The sequence below is a fragment of the Kitasatospora sp. P5_F3 genome, from assembly GCF_054049135.1.
The window spans coordinates 253490-271937 of record NZ_JBFUMY010000001.1; the positions used below are offsets into that span (position 1 = coordinate 253490).

Consider the following 18448-nt stretch of genomic DNA (forward strand, 5'->3'; position numbering starts at 1 on the left):
GCTCTCCTGCTGGGTGGTCTGAAGTGGTCCGCGCTTCACGTTACGCCTAAATGGCACGTTGTGCCATCAGCGCACTCCGTGCCCATCCGGCACTAGACTCACCCTGTGTCCGACCAACGCCCCTCCCTCACCGAGCGCCGCAAGGCCACCACCCAGCAGGAGATCGCGCTCTCCGCCGCCCGGCTGTTCGCCGAGCACGGCGCGGCCGGCTGCACCGCCGAGGCGATCGCCCGCTCGGCCGGGGTCTCGCTGCGCACCTTCTACCGGTACTTCCGCACCAAGGAGGACGCGGTCGCGCCGCTGTTCTCCGGCGGGGTCAGACACTGGGTCACCGAGCTGGCCCTCAGCCCGCCCGAGCTCTCCGTCCCCGAGGCGCTGGAGCACTCCGCCCGGATCGCGCTGACCCCCTCGGCCGAGTACCCGGCCGCCACCTTCGACTGGGTCCGCGGCCTGCTCCGGATCACCCCCGCCGAGCCCGACCTGCTCGCGGTCTGGCACCGGGTGCACCACGAGTCCGAACTCGCCCTCTCGCCCGTGCTCAGCACGCTGGCCGGGCCCGGCGCCGACCCGCTGGAGCTGCGGCTGGCCGCCGCGGCCGCCAACACCGCGATGCGGGTCGCGCTGGAGACCTGGGCGGAGACCGAGGAGCCGCCGGAGCGGATCGCCGAGTTGGGCGCCCGGTGCATCCGGGAGCTGACGGCCGGTCTGCACCTCTGGGCCTGACCGGGCGTCAGGTATCAGGTGTTCAGAGCGGGACCACCGCCACCGGGCAGTGCGCGTGGTGCAGCACCGCGTGCACGGCGGTGCCCAGCCGCAGGCCGAAGTGCGGGGCCGGCTCGTGCCGCGCGATCACCAGCAGGGCCGCCTCCTTGGAGGCCTCCACCAGGGTGGCCGCGGTCGGGCCGCTGTAGTCCTCGGCCTCGATCTCCAGCTCCGGGTACTCCTCCCGGACCGGGTCGACGGTGCGGCTCAGCAGCTGCGCGTGCAGCTTCGCCTCCTCGCCCAGCTCGTCCAGCATCGGGGCCGCGTGGGCGACGTCCGCGACCACCGGCGACCAGGTGTGCAGCGCTCGCAGCGGCAGCCCGGCCAGCGCGGCCTGCTTGGCCCCGAACCGCAGCGCCACGGCGTCCCGCTCCTCCCGGATCGCCACCAGGACGTGCTTGCCCTGCTCCGGGGCGACCCGGACCACCACCACCGGGCAGATCGCGTGCGCGCAGACCCGCAGGCTGACCGAGCCCAGCAGCAGCGAGGCGAAGCCGCCGTGGCCCCGGGTCCCGACCACGGCCAGTTCCGCGTGCTCGGCGGCGGTCAGCACGGCGGCGGCCGCGTCGCGCGGCACCACGTCGCCGGTGGGCCGCAGGGTCGGGTGGGCGGCGCTCACCAGGTCGAGCGCCTCGTCCAGGACGGCCTGCGCGTTCTTCAGGATCAGGTCCGTCACCGCGGCGCCGGAGCGGGGCGAGAGGGTGACCGTGCCGGTGTTGACGGCGTGCACCAGGTGCAGCCCGCAGCCGCGCCGTTCGGCCTCCTGGGCAGCCCAGTCGGCCGCCACCGTGGCATGGGGAGAGCCGTCCACGCCGACCACCACACCTGCGGGGGATCGGATGTCCATGATCGCCTCCGGAGCGTCGATGCCTCTCTCCAGCATGCGCCTCGGGGCAACCGAAAGGGGCCCCACGAAGGGGACCCCTTTCGCTGGGAGTCAGGCCTTGGACTGCTCCCACTCGGTGCGGTAGTCCAGGAAGATCTGCCGCAGGTGGTGGCCGATCTTCAGGTAGTCCAGATCGTCCAGGTTGGCCAGCGAGACCCGGACCGACCACTCGGGGCCGTCGAAGCCACCGCCGTTGAGCAGCACCACCCCGGTCTGCTCGGCCAGCCGGAACAGCGGCTCGGTCGGCTCGTAGGTCTTCAGCAGGTACTCGGCGAAATCAGGACCGGCCGTCCGCTCGGCCTCCGCCAGCAGGTCCAACTCGATGTAGTAGCCCGCCCGTTGCAGATCGTCCGCGATCTTCATCTCGGACCCCTCCAGCAGCAGCGCCAGCCGCTGGTGCACGATCTCCTGCACCTTGGCCTTGTACGCCTTGCCCTCGGGCAGCAGCGCGAACAGCGAGAACAGCATCATCTGCACCTGCTGCGGCAGGCTCAGCCCGGCGGTGTGGTTGAGCGCCACCTGCCGGGAGTCGGCCACCAGCCGGTCGATGAAGCGGATCTTCTCCGGCTCCAGGCTGAGGGTGCCGTACCGCCTGTTCAGCCGGGCCTTCTCCTCGGCCGGCAGCTTCGCCAGCATCTCGTCCAGCACGTTGTCCCTGTGCAGGCCGATCACGCCCAGGCGGTGACCGGTGCAGCCGTAGTGCTTGGAGTAGGAGTACACCAGCAGGCTGTTGCGCGGCAGGTCGGCGGCGATCGTCCGGAAGCCGTTCACGAAGGTCCCGTACACGTCGTCGGTGACCACGATCAGGTTCGGGTTCTTGGTCGCCACGATCTGCTTGATCTGGTCGCCGACCCGCTGGGAGAGCGCCAGCGACGGCGGGTTGGAGGGGTTCACCAGGCAGACCAGCTTGACCGCCGGGTCCTCCAGCTTGGCCACCTCCTCGGTCGGGTAGCGCCAGCCGCGCACCCCGGTCTCGGCGAAGTTGGACGCCTCGACCTTGACCACCTCGAAGTCGAAGGTGTCCAGCTCGGCGATCTCGATGTACGGGGTGAAGACCGGCACCATCAGGGCGATCTTGTCGCCCTTGTGCAGGATGCCGTTCTTCATCAGCGAGTCGAAGATGTAGCACATCGCGGCGGTGCCGCCCTCGGTGGCGAACAGGTCGAGCTGGTCGGCCGGTGCCCTGCCGTCCATCAGCTCCTCGTGCAGGTAGCTCCGGACCACCTGCTCACCGTGCGTCAGCATCCGGTCCGGCACCGGGTAGTTGTCGCCGACGGTGGAGTCGGCCAGCTCGTGGATCCAGGCGTCCCGGTCGAAGCCGAACCGCTGCACGGCCAGTTCGATCGAGGCGGTCAGCAGCTCGATGCCGGGCATCTCGGGGTGCGAGCGGGTGAAGCGGTCGTACCGCTCGGAGATGCCCTGCTGCTCCGGCATGCCGCCCAGGTTGTCGGCGGTCCACACCCGGCGGCTCTCGGAGAGCGAGAAGTGACCGAGCGCCAGGAACGCCTCGCGCGGCCCGGTGGCGATCCAGTTCGGGTTGCCGCGCCCCGCGTTGAGCATGTGCGCGCTCGACTTGCCCTTCTGTCCGGGCTGGTCGGCCTGGTAGGTCTCGGCCAACTCCATGAACCGGCCCTTGAGTTCGAACGGGCTCAGCTGGGCCAGGCGGCGGATCTCTTCGCGGCTGATCGAAGGCTTGCTCATGAGGGTGACTCTCTCCTAGGCCCTAGCCGAGCAGGGCGACGATGATGGCGCCCCAGATGGTCAGCAGGACGTTGCCTGCCGCGTACGGGATGGTGTAACCGAGCGTCGGGATCTGGCTCTTGGCCTCTTCGTTGATCGCGCCGATCGCGGCGGTGGTGGTCTGCGACCCGGCCACCACGCCCATCAGGATCGGCGTCCTGATCCTGAAGACGAAGCGGCCGACCAGCAGGCCGACCAGCAACGGGATCACGGTGGCCACCGCACCCCACACCAGCAGGCCCCAACCCGCCTGGGAGAGACCGCTGCTGAAGCTCGGACCGGCGTTGATGCCGACGATGCCGACGAAGGCGCACAGACCGAAGGTGTCCATGAACCACTGCGCACCGGGCGGCACGTTGCCGTAGGTCGGGTACTTGCCGCGGATCCAGCCGAAGACCAGACCCATGATCAGCGCGCCGCCGGAGGTGGAGAGCGAGATCGGCACCCCGCCCGCGGTCAGCGACGGGATCCCGATGCAGCCGCCGAGGAAGATGCCCAGGCCGACCCAGATCATGTCGGTGGCGAAGCTGGTCGGCACCGGCTTGCCGAGCGCCTGGGTGGCCGGGTCGACCAGCCGCTTGGGGCCGGTCAGCACCAGGGTGTCGCCGCGCTCCAGCTCGGTGGAGAGCCGGTAGGGGAACTCCGCGCCGGAGCGGTAGACCTTGTCGATGAAGACGCCGACCATGAACGGCTCGCGGCGGACCTGCGCCACCGTCTTGCCCAGCTGCTCCTTGTTGGAGACCACCACGTGCAGGTTCTCGGTCTGGTAGCTGAGCAGCCCCGCGTCGTCCGACTCCGGGCCGATCTGCCGGGCCGGGTCGAAGTCCACCAGGTCGTGCCGGAGCGCGCTGACCGCGACCACGTCGCCCTGCTGGATCACGGTCTGCTGGGTGTGGTCCAGGATCTCGCCGGCCCGGCGGACCCGGGTCAGGTAGATCCGGCGGCCCTGCTCCCGTTGCTGCGACTCGATGTCGTCGATGGTCCGGCCGACCATGCCGTTGCCTGCCACGGTGAAGGCCCGCAGCACCACCTCGTAGTAGCCCTCGGCGAGGTCGGGGTCGACCTCCGGGGCGTCCAGCTCGATGGCCAGCGCCTTGGAGTCCTCCGCCAGGTTGCTCCTCAGCAACCGGGGCGCGATGTTGGCCAGCAGCACCGCGCACAGGATGGTGCCGAGCGGATAGGTGACCGCGTACGCGACCGGCACCAGGTTCTGCTGCTCGGTGATCTGATCCGGGCTCAGGCCCTGGATGTTGCCGATCGCGTCCTGCGCGACACCGATCACCGCGGACTGGGTGAGCGCACCGCCGAGCAGCCCGGCGCCGAGGCCCGGGCCGTAGTCGAGCATCTCGGCGAAGCCCCAGCAGACCAGCAGGCCGGTGACACAGACCACCGCGGCGACGGTGACCTGCGGCAGGCCGTCCTTCCTGAGGCCGCGGAAGAACTGCGGACCGACCTTGTAGCCGAGTGCGAACAGGAACATGATGAAGAACACCGACTTCACCGTGCCGTTGATGCTGACCTCGGTGACCCAGCCGGTGAACAGCCCGGCGACCAGACAGCCCGTCACCGCGCCGAGCCCGATCGCCTTGTAGCGGATCTTCCCGACCAGGAAGCCGATCGCGATGGTCAGGAAGATCAGTAGTTCCGGATATGGCTTGAAGACGTGATCGGTGATCCAGTCCATCGTGGTCCTTCAGGTGGGGTCAGCCGCCAGGGCTCAGAGGCCGATGATGCCGACCAGCACCGGGCCGGTCAGGGGCAGCAGGAAGTTCGAGATGGTGTACGTGATCGTGTAGCCGAGCATCGGCACGCTGCTCTGGGCGACGTTGCTGACGGCGGTGATGGCGGGGGTCGAGCACTGCTGGCCCGCGATGGCGCCGATCAGGATCGGCGGTTCGATCTTCAGCAGCTTCCGGCCGACGAACAGCGACAGGAAGGCCGGGATCACCACCATCAGCACACCGGCCGCCGGGAGCAGCACCGGGTACTGCTTGAGCAGCGGCCCGGCGTCCGGTCCGGCCGCCATACCGGTGACCGCGATGAAGATGGACAGCCCGAGGTCCTTGGCGGTCTGTGCGGCCACCGGCGGGTACGCCCCGAAGGTCGGGCGCTGGGCGCGCAGCCAGCCGAACACCAGACCGGCGATCAGGCAGCCGCCGCCGGTGCCGAGCGAGAGGTTCACCTCCCCGACGTGGAGGGTGACCATGCCGAGCAGCACACCCGCGCAGATGCCCAGGCTCAGGTAGATGTAGTCGGCGGTGTCCTGACGGACCGTCGCGCCGACCTTGGTGGCGAAACGTTCCACCTTGACCCGGGCACCGACCACGGTCAGCGTGTCGCCCTGGTGCAGCTCGGTCTCGCCGACCGCGGGCAGGTGCTGGTCGACCCGCTGGATGTCGGTCAGGTAGACCCCGCCGACCGTCTCCGGCTCGGCGGCCCGCAGCTCGGCGACGGTCCGGCCGCCGATCTCCTTGCGGGTGACCACCACCTGGCGGACCGCGAGCGGGCTGTCCAGCCCGGGCACGCCGGAGGTCTCCGGGCCGAGGTCGTGCCCGGTGGCCATCACGGCCGCCCGGCGGCCGACCACCAGGACCCGGTCGCCGCGCCGCAGTTGGAGCTCCGGCGCGACCGTGAGCACCTGGTCGCCGCGCTTGACGCCCTCGATCGAGACCAGCTGCCGCGACTCGGCCTCCAGCGTGCCGATCCGGCTGCCCTCGCCCTGCGAGACCAGGTACGTCCGGCCGACCAGCGCGGGCAGGGCGGCCTGTTCGCCCGACCCCGGGCCGCCCTCGCCGCCGCCGCGCATCTTCTCCCAGAGCGCACGGCTCGCCTCGGGCAGCTTGATCCGCATCAGCAGCGGGAAGATCTGACTGGTCAGCATGACGATGCTGACCAGGCCGAACAGGTAGCAGACCGAGTACGCGGTGGCCACGTGCGCCTGGAGCTGCTGGGACTGGTCCTGGGTGATGCCGCTGAGCTCGCTGATCGCCTCCTGCGCGGTGCCGACCACCGCCGACTCGGTGGCGGCGCCGGCCAGGATGCCGGCGGCCGTGCCCACGTCCAGGTCGAAGCCGGTGGCGAAGCCGAGCGCCAGCAGGATCACCACCACGGCTTCCAGCACCGAGAGCACGCCGAAGCGCAGGCCCTTGGCGTTCATGTTGGCGAAGAACTGCGGCCCCGCCATGTAGCCGAGCGAGAAGATGAAGAGCGCGAACGCCACGTTCTTGACGTCCGCGTTCACCGATACGTCCTGCGCACCGATCAGCATCGAGACGATCAACGTCCCGCAGATCCCGCCGAGCTGGATCGGACCGACCTTGAGCTTGCCGACCAGGTAGCCGAGTGCGAGGCAGGCGAACAGCGCCAGGACCGCGTTCTCCCGGAGCAGGCTCACCGGCAGCACCGCCGGGCTGACGGTGACTCAGGGCTGTGACCGACAGCGGGCCGAGAACTGATCATGCCTGCGATTACATCGCATATATAGGCTTATGCCCCTTTCAGACACTCCGTTGCAGCAACGTTTCAGCCCGGAAACCCTGGCCGGGTTTCCGGGCTGAGGTCTGTGGGGTTACCCCCGTCAGGCCGGGACGAGCTCCTTGGCCGGGGCGGACTCCTCGGGTTCGATCCGCAGCTCCGGGAGCAGCCGGTCCAGCCAGGCCGGCAGCCACCAGTTGGCCCGGCCGAGCAGCGTCATGGTGGCCGGCACCAGCAGCAGCCGGACGACCGTGGCGTCCACCAGCACGGCGGCGGCCATCCCGACGCCCATCATCTTCACCGTGATGTCCGGGTCCAGCGCGAAGCCGACGAAGACCGCGACCATGATGGCCGCCGCACTGCTGATCACCCGTCCGGTCGCCGACAGGCCGCGCACCACGCTGCCCCTGGCATCCTCGGTGGCCAGCCAGTCCTCCCGGACCCGGGCCAGCAGGAAGACCTCGTAGTCCATCGACAGCCCGAACAGCACGGTGAACATCAGGATCGGCACCCAGCTGGACACCGGCACCGAGTGCGGCAGCCCGAGCAGCTTCGCCCCCGTCTCGGACTGGAACACCGCCGTGGTCACCCCGTAGGCGGCCGCCACCGAGAGCAGGTTCATCGCCGCCGCCTTGACCGCCAGCACCGGTGCCCGGAACAGCACGGTGAGCAGGATCAGCGAGAGCGCCACCACGAACGGGACCACGATCCAGAGCCGCTCGCTCAGCCGGTCGGAGATGTCCGCGAAGACCGCGACCACACCGGTCGCCTCCGCACCGGCCGGCAGCAGGCCGCCGCGCAGCCGGTCCAGCAGCTCGGTGGTCCGCTCGTCCTGCGGTCCGGTGCTCGGGGTGACCGTGACCACCGCCGCGTCACCCGTCCGGTTCTGCACGGCGGGGGTGACCGCCGCCACGCCCGGGTCCGCCTTCAACCGCGCTACCAGGGCGGGGAGTTCGGCGGCGGGCAGGGTGTGCAGGTCGACCGCGATCAGCAGCGGGCCGTTCGCCCCCGGGCCGTACGCCTCGGCCACCAGGTCGTACGCCCTGCGGGTGGTGTTGCCCGACGCCTGGCTGCCCGCGTCCTGCGGCCAGGTCCGCATCCCGAGCATCGGCGCGGCCAGCGCGAGCAGCACCACCAGCGAGGCGAGCCCGGCGGCCAGCGGGCGCCGGCCGACCAGCCGGGCCCAACGCTCGGTCCTGGTCGGGCCCTCGGTCGCCCGCGCGGCCGGGGCGGCCCGCTCGGCGCGGCGCAGCAGGCGCGGTCCGGCCAGCGAGCACAGGGCGGGAACCAGGGTGAGCGAGGCCAGCATCACCGCACCGACCACGGCGAAGGTCGCATAGCCGAAGGAGGAGTAGGTGGGCAGGCCGACCAGCCGCAGCCCGAGCAGCGAGACCAGCACCGTGGCGCCCGCCACCACCACCGAGGACCCGGCCGTCGCGGTCGCCTCGGCGGCGGCCTGCTGCTTGGTCAGCCCCTTGCGCAGTCCCTCGACATGACGGCTCACCAGCAGCAGCGCATAGTCGATGCCCACCCCGAGACCGACCATGGTGGCCACCGTCGGGGCGGTCTCGCTGATCTCGGTGGCGGCAGCCAGCAGGGTGGTCAGCGCCGTCCCGAGCCCGAGCCCGGCCAGCGCCACCAGCAGCGGCAGACCCGCCGAGACCAGGGTGCCGAGCGCGAGCACCAGGATCACCAACGCGGCCACCACGCCGACCATTTCGGCCGTCCCGTCCGGGGCGGAGAAGTTCTCCGGCAGCTGACCGCCGAACTCCACCTGGAGGCCGGCCGCCTCGGCGGGCTTCCCCGCCTCGCGCAGGCCGTCCAGGCCCTCCGAGCCCTTGAAGTCGGTGACCGGGACCCGGTAACCGACCTGGAACAGCGCGGTGTCGCCCTTGGCGGAGAGCACCGGCTCCCCGACGGTGGCGACCTTCGGCAGCCCGGTCAGCCGCTGCCGCAGCTCGGCCAGCGCCGCCTCCGGAAGGCGGTCGCCCTCCCGGTCGTGCACGACCACCCGGGCGCCGGCCCCGGACATCTCCGGGAAGCGCTCGGCCAGCAGATCGCCACCGGCAGTCGAACGGGTGCCGGAGACCCGGTAGTTGTCGCGCGGCTCGCCACCGAGGGCGGCGGCCAGGCCGAAGGCCGCGACCAGGATCAGGAGCCAGGCGAGCAGGGTGCGCCAAGGTCTGGCAGCGGCAGCGCCGCCCAGACGGCCGAGGAACGAGGACATGAAGAGGCCTTCCGGCGAATTCCGTTGAGACTCCCTCAGCCTGCACACCCCCACTTGGAACCCACTTGGCACGCGGATGGGCCCGCTGCTCCGGCGACTACGGTCCAGGGGCTCGGGGAACTGCGAGGAGATCTGGCGTTCGGGTCACTGCGAAAGTGCCTGACCACCCACGGACGGATCACCTTGCAAGGGTCGGCGTCGCAGTTCCCCGAGCCCCTGGTGGTGCTCCGCCGTTGCCAGCCTGGCGAGTGCTTCGGCCTCCCAGTGCGGGGCGTTCCACCTGCGGGCCAGGGTCTCGGCGTGCCGGTAGTGCTCGGCCGCGTTCGGGTGGCCGAGGTAGACCGCCAGGTCGCCGAGGGTCAGGGCGACCGGGCGCAGCGCGATCGAGGTGCTCGCCACGCCGGCGACCATATGGCGCAGTGGCAGCAGCTCGGTGAACACGTCCTCCGCCTCGGCTTGTTCGTCCAGCGCGATCACGACCATCGCCCGGATCGCCAGGAAGAACGACCGGTAGTAGTCCGGCGGGATGATCCGCTTGGTCACCCGGACGGCCCGGGCCTCGGCCGGACGGCCCAGCTCGATCAGGACCATCGCGCGGACGTCCTCGGTGATCGCCCCGTACGCCGAGCCGGCCTGCTCGATCAGGGCCAACTCCGCTCCCAGCGTGCCCCGTTGGATCGCCATCGTGATCCGGTGCAGCGCCCCGAAGCCCGCCGCGTGCAGCGACTCCCGGGCGACCAGGCCGTCGAGCGCCTGCTGGTAGTGGGCGTCCGCCTCGGCCGGCCGGTTCTCGATCAGGGCCAGCATGCCGAGCTGGCAGCGGCCGACGTCGACCAGCTCCGGCAGGTGGTAGGTCTCCGCGATCTGCAGCCCGGCCCTGATGTGCTCGCGCAGCGCCACCGGGTCGCCCCGGACGGCGGCGGCCGTGGCGAACAGGTGCTCGGCCTGCCAGTGGTAGGCCGGGAGATCGTGCTCGGTGGCCACGGCGGCCAGTTCGGCGGCGATCTCGACTCGCAGCTCGATCTCCAACTCGTAGTCGTGCACCCGCGCCTGGGCCGCCAGCGCACGGGCGAGCAGCACCGGATCCCGCTCCGCGCGGGCGATGGCCACCGCCTCCTCCGCCGCCGCCCAGCCCTGCGGACTGGCGGAGCAGTCGAGTTCGTAGGTGAGCGCGTCGAGCAGGGCGCAGCGGGTGGCAGGCGTCAGGTCGGGCAGCTCGAGCAGGCCCGTCAGGGTCTCCACCGCACTCCGGTCGATCGTGCCGTAGGCGTGTGCCACCCAGGGGGTGGGTACCGTCCAGGACGTCCAGGCCGCGATCGCCAGGTCGTTCCGGCCGGTCTCCCTGGCCAGTTCGACGGCGGTGTGCCGGGTCGCCAGGGCCGCGGTGACGGCACCGGCCCTGACCTGGGCCCGGAGCAGGGCGCCGAGCAGTTCGATCCGGCGGGCCGGCCGGTCGTCGTCACCCGGCGGGACCAGTTCGAGGTTGCTGAGCGCCTGCTGCAGCAGTGCCGCGCAGGTCTCGTGGGCGTAGCGCCGCTCGGCCGCCTCGGCGGCCCGGACACAGTGCTGCACCGCCTGCGGTGCGGTGGCGGCGGATGCCGCCCGGGTGAAGTGGTGAGCCAGGGCCGAGAGTTGACCTGGCCTCAGGTCGGCCAGGGCGGCCCCGACCCGGCCGTGCAGCCGGGTCCGGCGCAGCCCGCTGAGGTCGCCGTACAGGGTGTCCCTGACCAGTGCGTGGGTGAACCGGACCACGCCGGGGCCCGGTTCGGTGAGCAGCCCACCGGACAGCGCCGTCTCCAGGGCGGCCAGCAACTGGTCCTCGGTCCGGTCGGAGGCCGCCAGCAGCAGGTCGACCTCGGCCTCCCGGCCGACCACGGCGGCCAGCCGGAGCACCTCGACGGTGTCGGGCGGCAGCACGCCGAACCGGCGGCGCAGCACGTCGCCGACCCCCTGCGGGACCTCGGTGACCGCGACCAGGGCGCCTCCGCCGGCCAACAGCCGGGCGCTCTCTCGCAGGTAGAACGGGTTGCCGCCGGTCCGCTCGGCCAGGGCGGCCACCGTCGCGCGGTCCACGGCCGTCGGGCAGACGGCCGCGATCAGCCGGCCCGCCTCGGCCTCGGCCAGGCCGGCCAGCGGCAGCCGCCGGGGCGAGAGCCGGGCCAACTGGGCCAGCGTGTCCGTGAGATCGCCCTCGCCGGGGCGGTGCGCCACGATCAGCAGCAGGCCGGGGACGGCGGGACCGGTGCTGAGTTCGGCGAGCAGTGCCCGGGTCTCCTGGTCGGCCGCGTGCAGGTCGTCCAGCACGACGGCCACCGGCCGGTCGGCGGCGGCCCGGCGGAGCCAGTCGGCCACCGCCCGGTGCAGCCGGAACCGGCCCGCGAGCGGGTCGCTGCCCCGCCGGGCGGCGTACTCCTCGGCCTCCAGCAGCGGTGCCAGCGCCTCGGCCTCGGCCGGACCGGGGCCGACCTGCCCGGCCAGTTCGCGCAGTGCCTCGGTCCACGCCCAGGCGGGCGGCGCGCCCTCGGTCTCCGGGCACCGGCCGGAGGCCACCAGCCAGCCGGTGGCGGCCAGTTCGTCCCGCAGCCGACGCAGCAGCGTGCTCTTCCCGGCTCCGGCCTCCCCGCTGATCAGCACCACCGCCCGCGCGCCGCCGACCGCCTCGGCCGCCGCCTCCCGCACCACCCGCAGCTCGTCCACCCGGCCGACGAACAGCTCCTGCGGTGGCGGCGGTACGGCTCCCGGCGCGGGAGTGCCGATCAGCTCGGTGCGCTGGTTCAGGATCGCCGACTCCAACTCGGCCAGCGCGGGCCCGAGATCGAGGCCCAGGTCGGTGGCCAGCAGGGACCGGGCCCGGCGCAGCGCGTCCAGCGCCTCGGCCTGCCGGTTCGCCGACCACAGCGCCAGTGCGAGCAGCCGCCACCCCTCCTCGCGGAACGGGTGCTCCTCGGTGAGCGCCAGCGCCTCGGGCACGGCAACGCCGAAGTCGCCCTGCTCGACCGTCAGGGCGACGGTCAACTCCCGCGCCGCGAGCCGGAGTTCGTTCAGCCGGGCGACCTCCCGCAAGGCCCAGGGCTGGTCCGCGAACTCCGCGTACGCCTCACCGTCCCAGAGCTCCAGCGCCTCCCGTACCGGTCCCGGCCGCCGCAGCTCCCTGGCCTGCGCCACCAACCGCTCGAAGTCCCGGGCGTCCAGCGCCCCGGCCTCGGGCAGCCGCAGCGCATAGCCGGGCACCTCGCTCACCAGCACCCTGGCCGGTTCCCGGGGACCTCGCGCGGGCTCCAGCACCCGCCGCAGATTGGAGACGTACGCCTGCAGCGAGGCCGCCGCCTTGGCCGGCGGCCGCCCGCCCCACAGCCCGTCGACCAACCGGTCCACGGCCACCACCGCCCCACCGGCCACCAGCAGTTGCCCGAGCACCCCGCGCTGCCTCGGCCCCCCGAGGCTCACCCGCGCCCCGTCCACCTCGGCCGCCAGCGCCCCGAGCACCCTGATCCGGACCGTGCCCACTCCCTGCACCAGCCCTCCCCCGAGCCCACTTCCGCACTGGCCACCGAGCCTATGCGATGGGGCCCCGCCGGCTCCAAGCGGACTCCAAGCGGACTCCAAGCGTGCGTGCACCCGACGTGGCTCAGCGGCACAGCGCGGTGTCGACGACGCTCTCGAGGTGCTCCGTGCCCGCCGCGTCGGTCGGGACGGCGGTCACCGTGACGTTGGCGGCGCGGCCGTCGTCGGTGACTCCGCCGCGGGTCTCGTAGCCCGCGATGTCACCGCCGTGGCCCCAGTAGACGCCGCCGCAGGACAGCGGCCTGCTGATGATCCCCAGCCCGTAGCCCGCGCCGCTGTCGCCGATCGGGACGGTGCTGCGCAGCTGGGCGAGTTGGGCCGTCGGCAGGAGGCGGCCGGCCAGGAGCGCGGTGAAGAACCGGTTGACCTCGGAGTTGGTCGAGATCATCTGCCCCGCCGCCCAGCCCGCGGACGGGTCCAGCTCGGTGAAGTCGCGCAGCGGGCCGTCCGGCGAATCCCTGCGGTAGCCGTGCGGGTGGGCTTCTCGGACGGTCCGGTCACCGGTGGCCGGAAAGTAGGTGTGGTGGAGTCCGAGGGGCTTGATGATGCGCCGGTCGATCTCCTCGGGGAGGGGGCGGTCGGTGACCCGCTGGACGAGCAGGCCGGCCAGCACGTAGTTCGTGCTGCTGTACTTGAACCCCTTCCCGGGGGCGAAGTCGGCCTTGTGCCGGAGCGCCAGGTCGAGCAGCTGGCGAGGTTCGAAGTACCGGTACCGGAGGGTGGACTCCTCGATCAGGCCCTCGTAGTCGGGGATCCCGCTGGTGTGCTGGAGGAGCTGACGGACCGTGATGTGGTTTCCGTCGATCCCGTCCCCGTGGACCAGGCCCGGAAGGTAGGTCTCGACGTGTTCGTCGAGGGCGACCTTCCCCTCACCGACCAGCTGCAGCACGACCACGGCGGTGAAGGTCTTGGTGTTGCTGCCGATCCGCACCTGACCGTCGGCCGGCACCTTCGCGCCGGTGGCCAGGTCGCCGACCCCGGCGGTGTAGGTACGGGTGCGGCCCGTGCGGTCCTGGACGCTCGCCAGCGCGGCGGGCAGGCCGTCGGAGCGCACCAGTGCGTTCAGCCCCTGCTGGACACTGTCCGGCCTGGCCGGGCCGGACGGCGCCGGGGCTGCGCCCACGGCCATCACCCCGGCGGCCACCACCGCCACGGCAGACCGGACCGCACCTCGACCGGAAGGAATTCGCTGCCAGATCCGCTCACGCACGGGTCAACTCCTGGGGAATCACCGGAGACCGGAGGAACTCCCCGGTCACGATGCGCCCAGTGTCGTCGGGCCGATCGCCGGTGACCTCCCCCGACCGGGGGAGCACTTTCTCCCGCTGCTCCGCGATGTGCGCGCCGCCCGGGCCGTGCCCTACGGGTCAACCGCTGCGCAGCAGGACGGCCGAGAGCGGGACGAAGCCGCCGGTGCCGCCACCGGTCTCGCCGTCGGTCAGGCGGCGGAGCATGGCCAGTGAGATCCGTTCGCCCTGGCTCTTGGCGCGCTCGGCCACCGGGCCGCTGTGCAGGCCGTCCACGGTGGCCGCCCAGAGCTGCAGCCAGCGGCCGAAGTGGCGGGCGCCGAGGGGCTGCTGGGTGTGCAGGACCGCGTGCGGGGCGAACAGGTCGCGGCGGTACTCGGCGGACCGCAGCAGCGCCCGCTCCCAGAAGTCCGCGATGTGCGGCAGGTGCCGCTCCAGCTCGGTGCCGGCGAAGAACGGGCCGATCACCGGGTCGGCGAAGGCCGCACCGTAGAACCGGCGCAGCAGCAGCTCCAGGTCGGCCCGGTCGGCGAGGTCGGGGCGGACGGACATCCGAGGGCTCCTCTCCCGAGGTGGTCGCGCCAGTCTAGGACTGCGGTACGTCGATCGGGCAGGGCCGTTCGTCCCGTCCGGGGCGCCGGACTGGCAGGATGCTGGCATGACGTACCTCGCTGCCGATGACCGTTACTCCTCGATGACCTACCGCCGGGCCGGCCGCAGCGGAGTGCTGCTGCCCGCGATCTCGCTCGGCCTCTGGCACAACTTCGGTGACACCCAGCCGCTGGAGGTGCAGCGCGCGGTACTGCGCCGGGCCTTCGACCGGGGCGTCACGCACTTCGACCTGGCCAACAACTACGGCCCGCCGTACGGCAGCGCCGAGAAGAACTTCGGCACGCTGTACGCGCAGGACTTCCGCCCGTACCGGGACGAGCTGTTCATCGCCTCCAAGGCCGGGTACGACATGTGGCCGGGCCCGTACGGGGACGGCGGCAGCCGAAAGTACCTGCTGGCCAGCCTGGACCAGTCGCTCGGCCGGATGGGCCTGGACTACGTCGACGTCTTCTACTCGCACCGCTACGACCCCACCACTCCGCTGGAGGAGACCATGGGGGCGCTCGACACCGCCGTCCGGTCGGGCCGGGCGCTGTACGCGGCGATCTCCAACTACCCGGCGGAGCAGCACCGCGAGGCGGTGGCGATCCTGCGCGAGCTGGGAACGCCGATGCTGCTGAACCAGTCGCGCTACTCGATCCTGGACCGGAGCGTGGAGGACGCCGTCCTGGACGCGGTCGGCGAGACCCAGACCAGCCTGATCGCGTACTCCCCGCTGGCCCAGGGCCTGCTGACCGACCGCTACCTCTCGGGCGACGTCCCCGTCGGCTCCCGGATGTCGGTCGGCCACTTCCTCAAGGAGGAGGCCCTGACCGGAGCCAAGCTGGACCAGTTGCGCGCTCTCGCCAAGGTCGCCGAGCGGCGTGGCCAGAGCCTGGCCCAGCTGGCCCTGAGCTGGGTGCTCCGCGACGACCGGGTGGTCTCGGTCATCATCGGCGCCAGCAGCGTGGCCCAGCTGGACCAGAACCTCGACGCCCTCGCCGCCGGCCCGCTGACGATCGAGGACCTCGCCGAGATCGACGCGCTCACGCGCTGACGCCTCGGCAGACGCCCAGGCTCTACGGTCCAGGGGCTCGGGGAACTGCGACGCCGACCTCGTGCAAGGTGATCCGTGCGTAGCTGGTCAGGCACTTTCGCCGGTGACCCGCACGCCAGATCTCCTCGCAGTTCCCCGAGCCCCTGGGTACTGCCTGGTTAGGCCCCGCTACTGGCTGACGGGCGCGTACTTGTAGCCGACCCGGCGGACCGTGACGATGCTGTCGCGGTAGGCCGCGCCGAGCTTGCGGCGGAGCCGGGCGACGTGGACGTCGACCGTGCGGCCGTCGCCGACGTGGCCGTAGCCCCAGACGGCGGAGACCAGGTGGTCGCGGGTGTGGACGCGCTGGGGGTGCTCGGTGAGGTGGGCGAGCAGTTCGAACTCGAGGTAGGTGAGGTCGAGCAGCCTGCCGTCGACGTGGGCGCTGCGGCGCTCGGTGTCGACGCTGATGCCGTGGGCCGAGGGCTTGCTCGCCGCCCGGACCGGCGTGGGGGCGGGAACGGCGGCCGGGACCTCGGCCGCCGGGACCAGGACCAGGTAGCCGACCAGCGGTCCGCCGCTCGCGTCGGTGGTGCCGAACTGGGCACCGTACTGCGCCAACAGGCCCTGCGGGATGGCGGACTGGGGCAGTGCGGCAACCACTGTGGCGCCTTCGGGCAGCGCCCCGAACAGTGCCTGCGGGGTGGCGGGGACGAAGTGCCGGCGGTCGACGGGGGCCGAGACGGATCGGACCGCCCGCAGGTGCGGGGTGGCGGAGGGGGCGGACAGGGTGGCGGTGGAGGAAGAAGACATGATGCCGCTCTTTCGCGCGTGACGGATGGTGGGTGTCGTCTGCGCGTCGACCTGGGCGGGGCACCGGTACTGACGGGTGGTCAGGCGGTGGGCCGGGACGCGCCGGGCGGGCCGGGGCACGACTGCTGAGACCGGTGCGACGGTCGGGACCTGGGGACTGTCCACGCCCGGCGGTTCGTTGCCCGGCGAAAGAAAGTGGCCGGGAGCTGAGCACCGATGACGGCAGGAGTGCGGGTCGGACCCGGGGTCAGCGACAGCAGGCGCTGGAGCAGAGCGCCTGGTCGATGTACCGACGCATGGTCAGGACCGGTGTCACCGGGGCGGACTGGGCCGTCGGGCGGAACCTCGGACGGACTGCTGCTGCGGCCATGCTGTGGTACCTCCCCCCGGCGCTGCGATGAACTGTCGCCAAGAGAGTTCCACGACCCGGGCCCCGGCGGCAAGCCGAATGCGCCAAATCGTCCAGCTGGCGAGACGGCGTCTCAGACCACGAGACCGCGCCGCTCCATCGCGTGCTCGGCCAGCCTGATCAGCAGTTCCTTGCCGTCCTCCCGGCGGCGGGCGTCGCACAGCAGCACCGGCACCCCGGGGTCGAGGTCGAGCGCGTCGCGGACGTCGCCTGGGGCGAACACCTCGGTGCCCTCGAAGCAGTTCACCGCGACCACGAACGGGATGCCGCGCCGCTCGAAGAAGTCCACCGAGGGGAAGCAGTCGGCGAGTCGACGGGTGTCGGCGAGGACCACCGCACCGAGCGCGCCCGCCGCCAGCTCGTCCCAGGCGAACCAGAACCGGTCCTGCCCGGGGGTGCCGAACAGGTAGAGCGCGAGGCCGGGGCGCAGGTCGATCCGGCCGAAGTCCATCGCCACCGTGGTGGTCCGCTTGGCCTCCACGCCGGAGGTGTCGTCCACCTCTTGCCCAGCCGTGGTGAGTTGCTCCTCGGTGCGCAGCGGGCGAATCTCGCTGACCGCCCCCACCAGGGTGGTCTTGCCCGCGCCGAAGCCGCCGGCGACCAGGATCTTGAGGGCCACCGCGCTCCAGGGCGAAGCCTGGCCGGGCTGGGCGGGCTGGGCGTCAGAGTGCGCGAAGGCCATTGATCACGTCTCGCAGCAGGCGCTCGTCCGGTAGTTGGGCGAGCGGAACGGGTCGGGTGACGGCAATAAGTTCCGCATCCAGCAGGTCGCCGAGCAGCACCCGGACCACACTCACCGGCAGATCGGTGTACGAGCCCAACTCGGCGACGCTGAGCGGCTCGTGACGGCAGAGCCCGAGGATGGCCCGGTGCTCCGGGTCGAGGTCGGGCTCCTCGCTCTCGTCCGGGTGGACGGCGGTGACCAGCGAGATGAGGTCGAACATCCCCTCCTCGACCGGCCTGGTCCGGCCCTTGGTCATCGAGAACAGCCGCACCATCGGCCCCGCGTCGTCGTCGAACCACTGGTCCTCGACGGGCGGGCGGGCGGGAAAGGCCGGCTGGGTCGGCTCTTCGGTCACGCTCGGCTCCGGTGCGGCGTCCTCGACGGTCATCGTTCGGTCATCTCCCCGGCGGAACGGACTCGGTGCGCGGGTCGGCGGACAGGTGCTCGCCGACCCGCTTGACCAGCAGAGCCATCTCGTACGCGATCTGGCCGACGTCGGACTCGGCCTCGCTCAGCACCGCCAGGCAACTGCCGTCGCCCGCCGCGGTGATGAACAGGAACGCCTCGTCCAGCTCGACCATGGTCTGCCGGACGCCGCCGACCTGGAAGTGCCGTCCGGCCCCCTTGGCCAGGCTGTGGAAGCCCGCCGCGACGGCGGCCAGGTGCTCGGCGTCCTCGCGCTCCAGGCCCTGGGAGGCACCGGTGGCCAGACCGTCACTGGAGAGGATGACCGCGTGCCGCAGCGCCGCGACCCGTCCCACCAGATCGTCCAGCAGCCAGTTGAGGTCTCCTGACGGCTGTGCCGTTGCGGTCATGATTCGGTTCCTTCCGTTGGTGCAGGCTGAGCAGGTGTCACAGGCTGAGCGGGCTGAGCGGGTGTCACGGATCGGGCCGGCCCGGCCGACAGGGCCTGGGGCCGGGGCGCCGGCAGGATCGCGGCCGGGCGCCGGGGGGCCGGCCGGACCGGTGCCGGCA

Annotated in this window: 15 protein-coding genes; 2 read left to right on the forward strand and 13 right to left on the reverse strand. The window is 72.0% G+C overall.

Features of this window, described 5'->3' with window-relative positions; translation table 11 throughout:
- Window positions 1-105 precede the first annotated feature (105 nt).
- Complete coding sequence (locus ACXJMZ_RS01045) at window positions 106-723, forward strand: TetR family transcriptional regulator (protein WP_457028030.1); 618 nt, start codon at window positions 106-108, stop codon at window positions 721-723.
- 22 nt (window positions 724-745) lie between these two features.
- On the opposite strand, the gene ACXJMZ_RS01050 is transcribed toward ACXJMZ_RS01045, so the two are convergent.
- From ACXJMZ_RS01050 to ACXJMZ_RS01085, 8 genes are all read right to left on the reverse strand, one after another.
- Complete coding sequence (locus ACXJMZ_RS01050; protein WP_457028031.1) at window positions 746-1609, reverse strand: universal stress protein; 864 nt, start codon at window positions 1607-1609, stop codon at window positions 746-748.
- Window positions 1610-1699: 90 nt separating this feature from the next.
- Window positions 1700-3349 carry a bifunctional aspartate transaminase/aspartate 4-decarboxylase gene (locus tag ACXJMZ_RS01055; RefSeq protein ID WP_457028032.1) on the reverse strand — a complete coding sequence of 550 codons (1650 nt, stop codon included), beginning with the start codon at window positions 3347-3349 and terminating at the stop codon, window positions 1700-1702.
- 22 nt (window positions 3350-3371) lie between these two features.
- Complete coding sequence (aspT, locus tag ACXJMZ_RS01060; protein WP_457028033.1) at window positions 3372-5072, reverse strand: aspartate-alanine antiporter; 1701 nt, start codon at window positions 5070-5072, stop codon at window positions 3372-3374.
- 33 nt (window positions 5073-5105) lie between these two features.
- A complete protein-coding gene (gene aspT, locus ACXJMZ_RS01065; RefSeq protein ID WP_457028051.1) occupies window positions 5106-6782 on the reverse strand; it encodes an aspartate-alanine antiporter in 1677 nt (558 codons plus the stop codon).
- A 183-nt stretch (window positions 6783-6965) separates the two neighbouring features.
- A complete protein-coding gene (locus tag ACXJMZ_RS01070; protein ID WP_457028034.1) occupies window positions 6966-9089 on the reverse strand; it encodes an MMPL family transporter in 2124 nt (707 codons plus the stop codon).
- 144 nt (window positions 9090-9233) lie between these two features.
- Window positions 9234-12605, reverse strand: coding sequence for a BTAD domain-containing putative transcriptional regulator (locus tag ACXJMZ_RS01075; RefSeq protein ID WP_457028035.1), 3372 nt, complete (start codon window positions 12603-12605; stop codon window positions 9234-9236).
- A 112-nt stretch (window positions 12606-12717) separates the two neighbouring features.
- The gene (locus ACXJMZ_RS01080; protein ID WP_457028052.1) at window positions 12718-13782 is read right to left on the reverse strand and encodes a serine hydrolase domain-containing protein; all 1065 of its coding nucleotides are present in this window, start codon (window positions 13780-13782) and stop codon (window positions 12718-12720) included.
- Between the two features lie 238 nt (window positions 13783-14020).
- A complete protein-coding gene (locus ACXJMZ_RS01085) occupies window positions 14021-14452 on the reverse strand; it encodes a group III truncated hemoglobin (RefSeq protein ID WP_457028036.1) in 432 nt (143 codons plus the stop codon).
- Between the two features lie 106 nt (window positions 14453-14558).
- Here ACXJMZ_RS01085 and ACXJMZ_RS01090 point away from each other — a divergent pair, with 106 nt between their 5' ends.
- Complete coding sequence (locus ACXJMZ_RS01090; protein ID WP_457028037.1) at window positions 14559-15548, forward strand: aldo/keto reductase; 990 nt, start codon at window positions 14559-14561, stop codon at window positions 15546-15548.
- A gap of 168 nt (window positions 15549-15716) precedes the next feature.
- Here the strand turns inward: ACXJMZ_RS01090 and ACXJMZ_RS01095 are convergent, their stop codons facing one another.
- From ACXJMZ_RS01095 to ACXJMZ_RS01115, 5 genes are all read right to left on the reverse strand, one after another.
- The gene (locus tag ACXJMZ_RS01095) at window positions 15717-16340 is read right to left on the reverse strand and encodes a winged helix-turn-helix domain-containing protein (protein WP_457028038.1); all 624 of its coding nucleotides are present in this window, start codon (window positions 16338-16340) and stop codon (window positions 15717-15719) included.
- Between the two features lie 247 nt (window positions 16341-16587).
- On the reverse strand, window positions 16588-16710 hold the full coding sequence (locus ACXJMZ_RS01100; RefSeq protein WP_457028039.1) for a hypothetical protein: 123 nt from the start codon (window positions 16708-16710) through the stop codon (window positions 16588-16590).
- 112 nt (window positions 16711-16822) lie between these two features.
- Window positions 16823-17431 (reverse strand): GTP-binding protein, encoded by a 609-nt coding sequence (locus ACXJMZ_RS01105; protein WP_457028040.1) that lies wholly within the window; start codon window positions 17429-17431, stop codon window positions 16823-16825.
- Window positions 17412-17861: a DUF742 domain-containing protein gene (locus ACXJMZ_RS01110; protein WP_457028041.1), complete on the reverse strand. Its 450-nt coding sequence runs from the start codon at window positions 17859-17861 to the stop codon at window positions 17412-17414. The genes ACXJMZ_RS01105 and ACXJMZ_RS01110 overlap by 20 nt, the downstream gene beginning before the upstream one ends.
- A gap of 7 nt (window positions 17862-17868) precedes the next feature.
- Window positions 17869-18288 (reverse strand): roadblock/LC7 domain-containing protein, encoded by a 420-nt coding sequence (locus ACXJMZ_RS01115; RefSeq protein ID WP_057239636.1) that lies wholly within the window; start codon window positions 18286-18288, stop codon window positions 17869-17871.
- Window positions 18289-18448: the final 160 nt, after the last annotated feature.